The organism is Nostoc commune NIES-4072, from assembly GCF_003113895.1.
In the GTDB taxonomy this organism is placed as follows: Bacteria; Cyanobacteriota; Cyanobacteriia; order Cyanobacteriales; family Nostocaceae; genus Nostoc; species Nostoc commune.
The window spans coordinates 3,244,191-3,257,650 of sequence record NZ_BDUD01000001.1 but is presented as its reverse complement, the minus strand read 5'-3'; the positions used below and the strand labels follow the sequence as shown (position 1 = coordinate 3,257,650).

Below are 13,460 nucleotides of genomic sequence, written 5' to 3'. Positions count from 1 at the left end.
CATTACTGACTTTTAATGTTATGCTTTTAGAAGACCTGGATCTATGCGATCGCAACACCCAAACCTTGTCAGAACCGGAAGGTAGCAGCAACACGGGAGGCTTGTGATAGGCTTAGTCTCCGGGTCGCCCTATTTGTAGGAGCGGTCAGGGACAATGGCTGGTTTTGGAGATATTGTTCAAAAAGCTTTTTACCTTGGTGTTGGATTAGCTTCTTACGCAGGTGAGAAAGCAGGGGGAAAATTAGCCGAAGTGCGATCGCAAGTCCAAAAACTGGCAGATGAAATGGTGGCAAAGGGCGAAATGAACACAGAAGAAGCCCGCCGCTTCGTTGAAGATATGATGAAGCAAGCCCAACAGTCACAAACATCTGGTGAAACCTCTGAAAAAACACCTCCTTCTGAACCTCGCCGCATTGAAATTTTAGAGGAAGATGAAGAACCAACGGTGAAAGAGGGATCAAGTGATGATAACACGGAAAAATTACGCGAAGAAGTGCTAAAACTGCAAAACGAGTTAAAAAGATTGCAACGCGATCAATAAAAAGCATTATTGGAGCGAAATATTAGTAATAAGTGGCATTTTGACATGGCACTTCAGATAGAAACTTGATAAAATACATTGCTTAGTGTGTACTCTAGTTCTTTAAGCCAGAAAACACAAAGCGTCCTGTTTATAGCCTGCAAAGGTGTCAAGTTTATGGAACAGTGGCAAAAAGATTTAGTAGAGATCGTTGAAACAGTGGCTGATGAAGTAGAGCGTTTCTTCCTGGGAATGGGTGAAATGGTAGACGCTTTTTTTGAGCTAACGGAAGAAATCACCGAGCAAGTCCCTAACATTGCCATTGAAGTCGATCAGTATTTACAGGATTTGACTGAACCAATGTTTGAAGCTTACTGGGAACTGGAAGACATTGTAACAGATATAGATCCAGGTTTTCCTTATTCAGTTGAACCCACAGCCGAAAAAAATCCCGCCTGTATTGGTTGTACTCACTACCACGGTCAAGTTTATAGTGGTAATTTGTTAGTTTGTGCCATGCATCCCCACGGTTGTGAAGATGAGAATTGTCCAGACTGGGAGAAGGAAGAGTATTGAGTGGGGAGTTAGGAGTTAGGAGTTAGGAGTTAGGAGTTAGGAGTTAGGAGTTAGGAATAAAATTAATAAAAGGACGTAAAGATAAGTAAAATAACAAATGACAAATGACAAATGACAAATGACAAATGACAAATGACAACTGACAAATTATCTGAAAGTGTAATCCAGGCAAGCCAAGAAATAAAGTATGGCGAACGGGAGATTGCAGAAGGTAAATTAATTACCTTTCCGAATCCGCGTGTGGGGAGGCGATATGATATTAGCATTACTTTGCCGGAATTTACTTGTAAATGTCCGTTTTCTGGTTATCCCGATTTTGCGACAATTTACGTTACATATATACCTGATGAACGGGTAGTGGAATTGAAGGCGCTTAAGCTTTACATTAACAGTTACCGCGATCGCTACATTTCCCACGAAGAATCTGCCAATCAAATTTTGGATGATTTTGTAGCTGCTTGCGATCCGTTGGAAGCCACTGTGAAAGCAGATTTTACGCCTCGCGGTAATGTACATACCGTAGTTGAAGTGCGTCATCATAAGTACCCATAATCAAAACTTTGGCTTGTAGTGAGGATTAAAGTTCTCCTACAAGACACTAGGCGAATAAAATTAGCACTTTTTACTCAGGTTGATCAAATAACGCGATCGCCTATCCTAAACTAAAAACTATTTATTCTCCAATCCTCTTTGCAGCAGATTGTACTTGAAGGACAACTTTTTGAGACAAAGGAATATATCCGAGTTCCAAACTGGATTTTTGCCCGTCAATTACAGCCCAATCAATAAAGTTTTTCAGCGCTTGAGCTTTGACTCGGTTTGGATATTGGTGATAAGTTAAAAGCCAGGTGTAAGTAACGATAGGATAAGACTGGGCATCTGTAGGATCGGTGATAAAAGCAATCAAGTTATCGGCAGGTAATTTTACTGCCTCTAAGGTTTGAGCTACAGATTCTGGTGTCGGCGTAATATAATTACCAAATTTATTTTCCAAAGCAGCCATAGGGAGTTTATTTTGTTTGGCGTAGACGTATTCTACATAACCAATAGCTCCTGGTATCTGTTGAATTAAGGCGGTGACACCTTCGTTACCCTTTCCACCAATTCCTACTGGCCATGCTACAGATTTACCTGCTGCAACTTTGCTTTTCCATTCTGGACTTATCGCACTTAGATGTTGCGTCAATACGTTTGTAGTCCCACTACCATCAGTTCGGTGTACTACCTGAATTGGTAAATTGGGCAAATTAACCCCTGGATTAGCTGCGGCTATTCTCGGATGATTCCAATTTGTAATTTTTCCAAGGAAGATATCTACGTAGACTTGGCGTGATAGCTTTATACTAGTTGGCGGATTGACTTGAGAGGACTGAAATGAGGGTTTAAGGTTATAAGCCAGCACAACAGAACCAGCAGTTATGGGTAAAGCGATCGCTCCCCGTTTTATCTTGGCTGCTTGTTCATTTGTAATTCCTACATCACTAGCTGCAAAGTCCACAGTACCTTCGATGAGTTGTTGCACTCCAGCACTGCTTCCTATCGCTTGATAATTAATTTCCACATTGGGATTTTGCTGGTTGTAATCTGAAAGCCAGCGTTCGTACAAAGGTGCAGGAAAACTTGCTCCAGCACCTACAAGAGAAACACGGTTGATGTTTCGATTATTTGTAGTGCAAGAAGTAATATTCAATAAGATAGCTATTAACGGTAGAAGGTAAACGTGTCCCTTGAATTGAAGTTGAGCAGACATAGAAATCTTTTGTTCCAATGTTTAATAAATACCTCTAGTAATTTCCCAATTTGTAGAAATTTTGAAACGCAAAGGGGCGCAGAGGCTAACGCAAAGGAACGCAAAGCAATCCTCTGCGTTCCTCTGCGATTTCCTTTGCGCGACGGTAGTCGCTACAACGGGGGGAACCCCCGCAACGCGCTGCCTCCCCTCTGCGTTTAAACTTCAATCGCCGCCTCTTTCTCCTCACCTTTTTGCTGTGAACTCAGCCGATCTAAAATCTCTAAAACCTCTTGTTCAAAAGCAACTTGGGCGCGATTAGTTTTGCCACCAACGTACAAGCGATCGCCTTTTTGCAATGCCCATATTTGTGAATGAGAAAAGTAACTCATCACCACACCCAGCATTAATAAACCAAACCCTGAGTAAACAATTGGTATACCTGGATCGGCTTTAATTTGTAAGCCAGTGCTACCAATGACATCCAGAATTTTTAGCTTCACGCCATTAATTTCGGTGGACATCCCAGCGCGGACAGTATCAACAAGTTTGCCAGTAGCATCATAAATCAACACCATCCCTTGCAAGTCTTTGGCTAGCAAAGAGACACCCTCACTCAAATCCGGTTTCGTAGGAACCCACGTTCCCCAAATGCGCCCTTGGCCGTTGGTATTCAATTGCGCCATTGGTAACTGAAAAACCGGGCTGTTGTTAAATTGAACGCGAACACCCGCAATTCCCCAATCAGTTTGATAGAAAGTGATGCCATGATAGCGTAGAGGCTCGTTGACAAAAATCTTCTTATGGTCAATTTCCTCCCCCTGCTTATTCAAGACAGACATATCCGAATAAAATTGATCGATGCCGCCAGATGGTGTGTAGTCAATCCAAAAACGATTAACTCGCACAGACCAATCTTTCGGGATTTTTGCGGCTAAAGGGCCAGCATCGACAATATTTGTTACTTGAAATGTATCGCCACTAGCAACCATTTCCTGGGCCAAAAACCCAGTCATCGCTCCCCAAATTCCCCCGATCAGAATAGCGACGATACCAATATGAACGATAATTGGGCCGATGCGTCCGACTATTCCTTTGCGGGCGTAAAGGAGATTTTCTTTGTCTTGATCTGGAAAAACTTTATAGCGGCGTTTCTGTAATATTTGGCTAAGAGAATCCAAGGAACCAGTATCTAGTTCTGCACTTAAAGCTAACTTTTGAAATTGCCGTGGTTCGTCGTAATATTTCCAGCGTTGGGCAGCTTTTAAGGCTGGTAACTGTCGGGTAAATGAACAAGCAGTTAAGCTAGTGCCAAATAAAATGAGTAATGCTAAAAACCACCAAGTACGATATACATGGTCTAACCCAACTACCTGAATTACCTTCCAAGTTAAGAAACCAAATAAAGCTGGATGTTCTGGGTAGTTAGCCTGGTAAAATGCGGGTGATTGACCTTGCTCAATTACAGTACCCGTGGAGCTAAAGATTGCAATCAATAGCAATAGTGCGATCGCTAGTCGTAAGTTAGTCAGTACGGGCAAAAGCTCTTGCCGTAAAAACTGCCCAGGTACTGCCCACCATTTTAATTCTTTCGACGCTGAATCTTCTAAAGTCATTATGTGTAAAATCTAACAAAGGTGTTGAAAAAGGGACTGAGGATTAGGGAGTGGGGACTGGGAAAATTGTTTGGGGATTCAGACCACTACCCAAGTTTTGTTGCAAGAGCGTTTGCACGAGAAGAAAACTTTTCCCAATCCCCAGTCCCCAGTCCCAGAGCGCCATTTCTCCCTGATAAAGCCGTTGTTGGGGAGGAATGGCGCGACCCGTTGATATTAAAAACTGTTAAGGGGAATTCGAGAAATTAAAGAAAATACACCGAATCCTACCAACAGCGCTCCGCTAACTGGGTTAATCCAACCAGACCAGCGACGTAATTCTAGTAACTTTTTAATTGAAGCTGTAAAAGTACCCGCCAAAATTAATGGTGCTACATAACCGGCTGTATAAGAAAGTAGCAAAACAGCCCCTAAAATTAAGTCTTGTGTATTGGCAATCCAACCCAACAAACTAGCTAAAACAGGCGTGCTACAGGGGGAGGCGACTAAACCGAAAGTCAGCCCCAGCAAATAAGAACGCAATCCGGCTGGTAAATCTTGCGAAATCCAATTCGTTTCGCCCAAGGATGGAAATTGTAGAGGTAGTGCTTCTAATAAGTTCAGCCCCATGAGAATGGCGATAATGCTGACGATAATCGGCAAACCAATTCCTACTTGACCGTAGACTTTTCCTACAAAAGCTGCTATGATACCAAGCCCTGCCAAGGTAGTTGCTAATCCTAAAGCAAACCAAGTTGATTGGGCAGCTGCTTGCAAGCGACTTTTAGCTTCATAACCGCCGATGTAACCAATAGTAATTGGCAGCATAGAAAGCATACAGGGTGTGAGACTGGTAAGCAAGCCAGCAGCAAAGATGATACCAACACTCATCACGCTAAGGTGTGTCAATTGGTTAGAAACAAGGCTGTTGGCAAATTGTTCTAGTTGGTAAACTTGGGTTTGCAGGTTATCAAGCATGGGAGTTTTTGAGCGGGAAATGCTTACTCTGCTTGAATTTTAGCTTATTTTTCGTTTGGGAGTTAGCAGAACGTAAATTATCCAAACTTAATATCATTTAAATTTCATCTGCCCAAGGAAATGTATCTAAAATACATTAAGCTCGAACTATATTTGAAGAAGCACGGCTGGAGTATTTGGCATGATGATTGCATTACCCGGATTTCAAATTGTCACTTTGTTAAAAGCAGGGGTAAAAGCAGTCATATACCGTGGAATTAGGGTTAAAGATCAGTGTCCGGTAATTATTAAAGGGTTACGTCCAGAACAGTGTACACCCAATAATATTGAACAAATCAAACATGAGTATGCGATCGCACAAAGGTTAAACACCGCAGCCGTAGTTAAAGCTTACGCCTTAGAGATGCATCAGGGAATCCCTTATTTAATTATAGAGGATTTTCAGGCGCGATCGCTCGACCAGTTACTAGATCAATTTCAACAGCCTGTCTCGTTTCTGAAAATTGCCATTGAAATCACTAGTAAACTTGCACAAATTCACACTTATCATATTGTCCACAAGGATATTAAGCCGCAAAATATCTTAATTAATCTCGAAAATAATCAGGTTAAAATTGCCGATTTTGGAATTGCTACCTTCATTCCATATCAGCAGCAAATAATTAGCAGTTCCAGTCGAATTGAAGGTAGTCTACCATATCTATCACCTGAGCAAACCGGGCGAATGAATCGAGGAATTGATCATCGCAGCGATTTATATTCTCTAGGAATCACCTTTTATGAAATGCTTACAAGCCAGCTACCATTTCAAGGCAAAGATCCCTTAGAGTGGGTGCATTGTCATATTGCCAAATCTCCACCATCTCCAAAAAAGTTAAATTCTGATATTCCCCAAATCCTCTGTGATATTATTAGCAAATTGCTGTCGAAGGTTGCAGAACAGAGGTATCAGAGTGCTTTAGGTTTGCAATTCGATCTGGAACGGTGCTTAAAACAGTTGGAGACAACGGGAGAAATTCAATCTTTTATTTTGGGTGAGCAAGATATCTCAGAGCGTTTTCAAATTCCTCAAAAATTGTATGGGCGAGAACTAGAGATTGGCAAGCTTTTACAAGCATTTGAGCGAATTATTAGCCAAGGAAAACCAGAACTCGTTTTAGTTTCTGGCTATGCTGGGGTTGGTAAATCTTCTTTAGTAAAAGAGATTCACAAGCCTATTGTGCGAGAACGCGGAGTTTTCATCTCTGGTAAGTTTGATCAATACAAACGAGATATTCCTTACTCCACTATTGTTCAAGCTTTTCAAACACTTGTTAGACAAATTTTAACGCAGCCCGAAGCTCAACTTCTCACTTGGAAGAAGCGAATACAAGCAGCGTTAGGGAACAATGGTAGACTAATCACAGATGTAATTCCAGAAGTTGAATTAATCGTTGGAGAACAGCCTCCTATACCAGAGTTGGGGCCTGCCGAATCTCAAAATCGATTCAATTTGGTATTTCAGAATTTTATCAGCGTCTTTGCTCAAAAAGAGCATCCGCTTACTGTTTTTTTAGATGATATGCAGTGGGCAGACAGCGCAACTTTAAATTTAATTCAAACCGTTATTACTGGGTCTAGTATCCAATATCTTTGCTTCATTTTGGCTTTTCGAGATAACGAAGTAGATGTTGTACATCCCTTTAGTTTAATGATAGAGAAAATTTGCCAGTATGGAGCCAGAATAACTGAAATTATCCTTACGCCCTTGAATCTTGTTTATGTAAATCAGTTGATTGCTGATACCTTGCATAGTTCAGTAGAACAAGTAGAACCTCTTGCTCAATTGATTATCCAAAAAACTGATGGTAATCCTTTTTTTCTCAATGAGTTTCTGAAAACACTGCATCAAGAAAATCTGCTGAGTTTTGACCGCCAGCATGGTATTTGGCAATGGAATTTAACTCAGATTGAAGCCCAAGGTATTACAGATAATATTGTTAGTTTGATGATTGGGCGGATGCAAAAACTGCCAGCCGCAACTCAACAGGTACTTAAGTTAGCCTCTTGTATTGGTAATCGTTTTGATTTAGAAGTTTTAGCGATCGTTGGTGAACAATCTATTGAAGAAACAGCGAATGCACTTGTTGATGCAACTTTAAGAGGATTAATTATCCCCATAGAGTCAGATGAAACTGCCCAGAAAAACTATCGTTTCTATCATGACCGAGTTCAACAAGCTGCATACTCGTTAATTGCTGATGAATCAAAGTCGGTAGTTCACTTGAAAATTGGACGGCTTTTGCTAAAAAATGCTAGTCCTGAACAAGTAAACGAGCAAATATTTGATTTAGTTAATCAACTCAATTTTGCTGTGGATCTAATTATTGAACAGACAGAAAAAGATGAATTGCTACGGTTAAATTTAATTGCTGCGAATAAAGCAAAAGCCTCTACAGCCTACACTCCTGCTAAAAAGTTTTTTAGCGTTGCCATGAATCTTTTAGCTGAAAATGCCTGGATTGAACAATATGAACAAACATTTACGCTATTCAGAGAGCTAGCTGAGTGTGAATTCCTAACAGGAAATTTAAAACAAGCGGAAGAATTATTTGAATTACTATTCATGAAAGCAGCATCTTCTGTAGATAAATCTAATATTTATATGCTGCAAATCAGACTCTATCAAGTTGCAGGAAGATATGAAGAGGCGCTGACATTGGGATTAGAAGCTTTAAAACTTTTTGGGGTGACATTCCCTGATACAAATGAGGAAGTGCAAGGTGCGATCGCAATTGAAAAAAACCAGGTATTAACCAATTTAGGTAACAGGCAAGTCTCTGATATAATTAATGCTAGATTAATCCAAGATCCAAATATTAAAACAGTGATTAGTCTTTTGACAACTTTGGGATCACCAACTTATCTTGGTAGACCTGATCTCTTTCCCTTAGTTGTACTTAAAGCAGTTAACTACTCACTCAAGTTTGGTAATACAGAAAATTCCTGTTTTGCCTACAGCATGTATGCCATGTTGTTGGTTTCCATCTTCCATGATATTCCTACAGGTTACGCATTTTCTGAAATGACAATTCAATTAAATGAAAAGTTGCATGACTTGAAACTTAGAGGAGTTGTTCTGCACATTCATGGAAGTCATATTAACGTTTGGCGTAACCATATTTTTACCGATATTTCATTTTTAGAACGCGGATTTATCGGCTGTGTGGAAGCTGGTGATGTGACGATGGCGAACTATAACGGTTATCAAGGCTCCTGGCAAATTATCCAGTTAGGTTTTCCACTTGCAGAAACATACAAATCTCTAGAAAAATATACTGTATTCGCCCGCCAATCTAAACATGAGACTGTCTATCAAACAATCAAACTACAGCAGATGCTACTGATGAATCTGCGCGGACTAACTCACCATAATCTGACTCTTAGTAATGATGAATTTGATGAAGCATCAGCTTTGTCTATTATTACCGATGCAGGTTTTGTCAGTGGGATTATTTTTTATCATATTATTAAATTAATTATATTTTTTACTTATGGAGAATATACAGAGGCATTTAATTCTGCCTTAAAATTGTCTAAATTTCCAGTTAAAACACTAGCATCACTAATTGAAACAGATTACATTTTATATTACTCACTAACTCTCACGGCTCTTTATCCAGCAGTATCTGAGCAAGAACAAAAACAGTTCTTACAATCCCTGGAATTCTATCAGCAGCAATTGCAATACTGGGCTAATCATTGCCCTGCAAACTTCTTGCACAAATCTCAATTAGTAGCTGCCGAAAGAGCTAGAATTGAAAATAGAGACTTGGAAGCAATGCGTTTGTATGAGCAATCAATTGCTTCAGCCCGTGAGCAGGGATTTGTGCAATATGAAGCTTTGGCTAATGAGTTATGCGCTAAATTTTATGTAGAACGGAAGTTTGAATTAATTGCCAAAACCTACTTGCAAGAATCTAAAAATGCTTATGTACGCTGGGAGGCATCTGCTAAAGTTAAACACCTTGAAGAATCCTATCCTCAGCTATTGCCACAACAACAGTTTATCTCTAACGGCACGTTTTTCAGCACAGGTGAACAGCTAGATTTTTTATCAGTCGTTAAAGCGTCCCAAACTATATCTAGTGAAATTGTGTTTTCGCGGTTGTTGAAGACCTTAATGCAGATTGTTCTTGAGCAAGCAGGAGCAGAAATTGGTTATTTATTGCTTGAATATGAGCAAAATTTGGTTATCGAAGTAGAAGCTAAATTTAATCTTCAAGCAGAAACGCTCAATGTTTATCAACCTGTATTAGAAGGTGAAATTTCACAGGTTATTCCGCAATCAATGCTAAATTATGTTCAGCGAACTCAAGAAGCAGTGATTTTGCAAAATGCCACTGAGCAAAATCTGTTTTCTAAAGATGAGTATATAATCCGAAAGCAACCTAAATCTGTACTTTGTTTACCGATCGCGCTTAAGTCAAAATTAATTGGTATTTTATATTTAGAAAACAATCTTATTTCTAGCGCCTTTACACATGACAAGCTTTACGTACTAGAAATATTGACAGTGCAAATTGCTATTTCTCTAGAAAATGCTCGTCTTTATCAAGGTCTAGAAAATAGTCAAGAAAAACTCAATTTAGCGTTGAAATCTGCCCAAATCGGTGTTTGGAGTTGGGATATTGCCAACGATCGCTTTGACTGGGATGAGCAGATTTATCAACTATTTGGGTTAACACCTGAAACCTTTGTTGGCACTGCTGAAGCAATTTTAGCTCGTCTGCATCCAGATGATCGGGGATTACTGGCTCAATCGTTGAGCCGAGCGATTAACCAAGGTGTAGAGCATGATTTAGAATACCGAATTATTCGAGATAATAACAGTATTCGCTACCTAGCCTGCCGAGGAAAAGCCTTTTTCAACGAAGCAGGTAAAGCAACACACATGAGTGGTGTTGTGCTTGATATCACAGATCGCAAACAATCTGAAGTTGAACGTATCCAACTGATTCAAGAGCAAACCGCGCGACAGGAAGCAGAAGCCGATCAGCAACGGGCAACATTCTTAGCTCAAATCAGTGCAACCCTTACCTCTTCCCTTGATTACGAAAGCACATTAGCAAGTGTGGCAAAGCTGGCTGTGCCTTACTTCGCTGATTGGTGCGGCGTCGATCTGCTGCAAGACAACCAATCAATTAATCGGGTAGCAGTTGCTCACCGAGATCCAGAGAAAGTGAAACTTGGTTGGGAACTTTATCAGCGTTATCCTCGAAAGTTAGATGCACCTGAAGGTGTGCCTAAAGTGCTGCGTACTGGACTTGCAGAAATGGTAGCTGAAATTTCAGATGCAGCTCTAGCAGAAGCTATCCCAGATCCAGAACATCTGCGGATTCTGCGTGAACTTGGCTTAAAATCATGTATTATTTTGCCCTTGATGGCCCGCGAAAGAATTTTTGGGGCAATTTCCTTTGTAACTGCTGAATCAGAACGTCGTTACAGCACAGCTGACTTGTCACTAGCAGAAGATGTTGCCCATCGAGCTGCGATCGCCATTGATAATGCCCGCCTTTACCAAGAAGCGCAGCAAGCACAAAAAACAGCAGAACGAGCATTAGAGCGCATTGCCCGTCTTCAATCGATCACGGCTGCTCTTTCAGAATCGCTGACACCAGCCCAAGTATCTGAAGTCATTGTAGAGCAAAGTATGGCTGCCTTGGGAGCCAATTCTGCCCTCGTCGCCTTGGTGAATGAAAGTAAAACTGAACTAGAAATTGTGCGTGCGGTTGGCTATAACCAAGAGTTGGTAAACACTTGGCGGCATTTTGCTATTGATTTACCCTCTCCCTTAGCAGAAGCTGTGCGGACTGGGCAACCTATTTGGGCTGAATCAACAAAAAATCGGATCGCTCGTTACCCTCATTTAGCTGAAGCTTACTCCAAATATAATTTTGAAGCCTGGATTTCTATTCCATTGATGGTAGAAGGTTGGGCAGTTGGCGGTATAACTTTAGGATTTGCCCAGCCTCAACAACTGAGTGGAGAAGATCAAGCGTTTCTTTTGGCGATTGCTCAACAATGTGCCCAAGCGATCGCTCGCGCCCATCTTTACGAAGCCGAACTAACGGCGCGAAGTGCTGCTGAATCAGCAAACCGCATCAAAGATGAATTTCTCGCTGTGCTATCCCATGAATTGAGAACACCGCTTAACCCAATTTTGGGTTGGACAAAACTGATGCGAACCCGCAAACTTGATCAAGCAACAAGCGATCGCGCCCTCGAAACCATTGAGCGCAACGCCAAGTTACAAACCCAATTGATTGAAGATTTGCTTGATGTCTCTCGCATCCTTCAAGGTAAACTTAACCTCAACTTCTACCGCATTAATTTGATATCAGTTATTGAAGCTGCGATCGAGACAGTGCGTTTATCAGCACAGGCTAAGTCCATCGAGATTCAGACAATTATTCAGCCTAGTCTAGGGCCAGTTTTAGGCGATGCCAATCGATTGCAACAAGTTTTTTGGAATATCCTTTCTAATGCCATTAAGTTTACTCCTACTGGGGGACAAGTAAAAATTAAATTAGAGCAAATTGACTCACAGGTACAAATCTGCGTCACTGACACAGGGAAGGGGATTGCGCCTGAGTTCTTACCTTATGTCTTTGATTATTTCCGTCAAGCAGATAGTGCCACAACTCGAAAATTTGGCGGTTTAGGTTTAGGATTAGCGATCGTCCGGCATCTTGTAGAACTTCATGGGGGAACTGTTCAAGCCCAAAGCTTGGGCGAAGAACAAGGAGCAACTTTCATTGTCAAAATTCCATGCTTACAGGATGAAAGTAAAGGAATCAAGGATGCAAAAGATAACTCTTTACTTGTGGAAGATCAGTCCTTACCCTTGTCTGGCTTAAAGATTCTCGTGGTGGATGATGACGCAGATATGCGAGAGTTTTTGCCTTTCATGCTGGAGCAATATGGTGCAACTGTGACTGTTGTAGCCTCAGCCATTGAAGCTTTAACTGCACTGAGTCAATCCCAGCCAAATTTGCTCATTAGCGATATCGGGATGCCAGAAATGGATGGTTACATGCTGATGCGACAGGTGAGGAGTTTGCAACCAGAGCAAGGTGGGACAATTACAGCGATCGCTTTAACTGCCTACGCTAGTGAGATAGATCATCAGCAAGCGATCGCTGCTGGATTTCAACAGCATATTTCCAAGCCTGTAGATCCAGAAGAATTGGTGAAGGCGATCGTATTATTAATTAATGGTGCTTTGAAGCGTCAGGCATAATTGCCTCTTGAAGATTTACGCCATTGAGGTTAGCTCCTCTAATGTCGGCTCCTCTGAGGTTAGCACCTCTGAGATTCGCGCCTGCCAAATTTGCGCCTCTAAGGTTAGTCCAACTCAAGTCAGCTTCACTTAAGTTAGCTTCACTTAAGTTAGCTTGCAATAGATAAGCACCACTGAGGTGAACCTTGTTTAGATTGGCTTTGTACAGTTCAGTTTTATAAAGATAAGCCCCCAATACTTCTGCCTCATACAAACTCGCCTCGCACAGATCAGCCGCAATCAAGTTAGCTTCAATAAGGTTAGCAAAAGAGAGATTAGCCCGTATTAGCTTCGCTGCACCTAAATCGGCATCTCTCAAGTTAGCGCCTCTTAAGTCAGTTCCAATTAGATTAGCATGAGCGATCGCAGCTCCTCTAAGATTTGCCTCACTCAAGTCTGCTCCAATGAAATTAGCATGACTCAAATCTGCCTGTGTAAGTACAGCACCACTCAAGTTAGCAACACTGAAGTTAGCATTACTTAAGTTAGCTTCAATAAGCAAGGCATTGTAGAGGTTGGCACTACTCAAATCAGCACCACTGAGATTTGCTCGCACAAGTAAAGCATTACCCAAATCCACCTTGCTCAAATTTACCCCCTGGAGATTCGCGCCTCTGAAGTTATCCCCTTGCAGGTTTGCGGCGCTGAGGTCTGGTTCAATCTGAGGATTTTTCTCTCTCCATTCAATCCATGTAACTGCACCTGCTTTCAGTAAAGCTAGATGCTCTCGATTTGCCATTT

At 41.2% G+C, this 13,460-nt stretch carries 8 protein-coding genes and 1 other RNA gene; 5 read left to right on the top strand and 4 right to left on the bottom strand.

Features of this window, described 5'->3' with window-relative positions:
* Window positions 1-32 precede the first annotated feature (32 nt).
* From ffs to queF, 4 genes are all read left to right on the top strand, one after another.
* Window positions 33-129, top strand: an RNA gene (gene ffs, locus CDC33_RS14445) — signal recognition particle sRNA small type.
* A 25-nt stretch (window positions 130-154) separates the two neighbouring features.
* On the top strand, window positions 155-541 hold the full coding sequence (locus tag CDC33_RS14440) for a phasin family protein (RefSeq protein ID WP_109009041.1): 387 nt from the start codon (window positions 155-157) through the stop codon (window positions 539-541).
* A gap of 156 nt (window positions 542-697) precedes the next feature.
* Window positions 698-1,096 (top strand): hypothetical protein, encoded by a 399-nt coding sequence (locus CDC33_RS14435; RefSeq protein ID WP_109009040.1) that lies wholly within the window; start codon window positions 698-700, stop codon window positions 1,094-1,096.
* Window positions 1,097-1,228: 132 nt separating this feature from the next.
* A complete protein-coding gene (gene queF / locus CDC33_RS14430) occupies window positions 1,229-1,648 on the top strand; it encodes a preQ(1) synthase (protein ID WP_109009039.1) in 420 nt (139 codons plus the stop codon).
* Window positions 1,649-1,769: 121 nt separating this feature from the next.
* Here the strand turns inward: queF and pstS are convergent, their stop codons facing one another.
* The 3 genes from pstS to CDC33_RS14415 form a co-directional block, all read right to left on the bottom strand.
* Window positions 1,770-2,846, bottom strand: coding sequence for a phosphate ABC transporter substrate-binding protein PstS (gene pstS / locus CDC33_RS14425; RefSeq protein WP_181374010.1), 1,077 nt, complete (start codon window positions 2,844-2,846; stop codon window positions 1,770-1,772).
* 197 nt (window positions 2,847-3,043) lie between these two features.
* Window positions 3,044-4,441 carry a cytochrome c biogenesis protein gene (locus CDC33_RS14420; protein WP_109009037.1) on the bottom strand — a complete coding sequence of 466 codons (1,398 nt, stop codon included), beginning with the start codon at window positions 4,439-4,441 and terminating at the stop codon, window positions 3,044-3,046.
* 216 nt (window positions 4,442-4,657) lie between these two features.
* A complete protein-coding gene (locus CDC33_RS14415) occupies window positions 4,658-5,398 on the bottom strand; it encodes a cytochrome c biogenesis protein CcdA (RefSeq protein ID WP_109009036.1) in 741 nt (246 codons plus the stop codon).
* A gap of 181 nt (window positions 5,399-5,579) precedes the next feature.
* On the opposite strand from CDC33_RS14415, the gene CDC33_RS14410 reads away from it, so the two are divergent.
* Window positions 5,580-12,680: an AAA family ATPase gene (locus CDC33_RS14410; protein ID WP_109009035.1), complete on the top strand. Its 7,101-nt coding sequence runs from the start codon at window positions 5,580-5,582 to the stop codon at window positions 12,678-12,680.
* Here the strand turns inward: CDC33_RS14410 and CDC33_RS14405 are convergent.
* Window positions 12,652-13,458, bottom strand: coding sequence for a pentapeptide repeat-containing protein (locus CDC33_RS14405; RefSeq protein ID WP_109009034.1), 807 nt, complete (start codon window positions 13,456-13,458; stop codon window positions 12,652-12,654). The genes CDC33_RS14410 and CDC33_RS14405 overlap by 29 nt on opposite strands.
* Window positions 13,459-13,460 lie beyond the last annotated feature (2 nt).

Bases quoted from the DNA above. Each gene is read 5' to 3' on its own strand.
- CDC33_RS14435 (WP_109009040.1), top strand. From the start codon at position 698: ATGGAACAGTGGCAAAAAGATTTAGTAGAGATCGTTGAAACAGTGGCT.
- CDC33_RS14440 (WP_109009041.1), top strand. From the start codon at position 155: ATGGCTGGTTTTGGAGATATTGTTCAAAAAGCTTTTTACCTTGGTGTT.
- pstS (WP_181374010.1), bottom strand. From the start codon at position 2,846: ATGTCTGCTCAACTTCAATTCAAGGGACACGTTTACCTTCTACCGTTA.
- CDC33_RS14410 (WP_109009035.1), top strand. From the start codon at position 5,580: ATGATGATTGCATTACCCGGATTTCAAATTGTCACTTTGTTAAAAGCA.
- CDC33_RS14415 (WP_109009036.1), bottom strand. From the start codon at position 5,398: ATGCTTGATAACCTGCAAACCCAAGTTTACCAACTAGAACAATTTGCC.
- CDC33_RS14405 (WP_109009034.1), bottom strand. From the start codon at position 13,458: ATGGCAAATCGAGAGCATCTAGCTTTACTGAAAGCAGGTGCAGTTACA.
- queF (WP_109009039.1), top strand. From the start codon at position 1,229: ATGACAACTGACAAATTATCTGAAAGTGTAATCCAGGCAAGCCAAGAA.
- CDC33_RS14420 (WP_109009037.1), bottom strand. From the start codon at position 4,441: ATGACTTTAGAAGATTCAGCGTCGAAAGAATTAAAATGGTGGGCAGTA.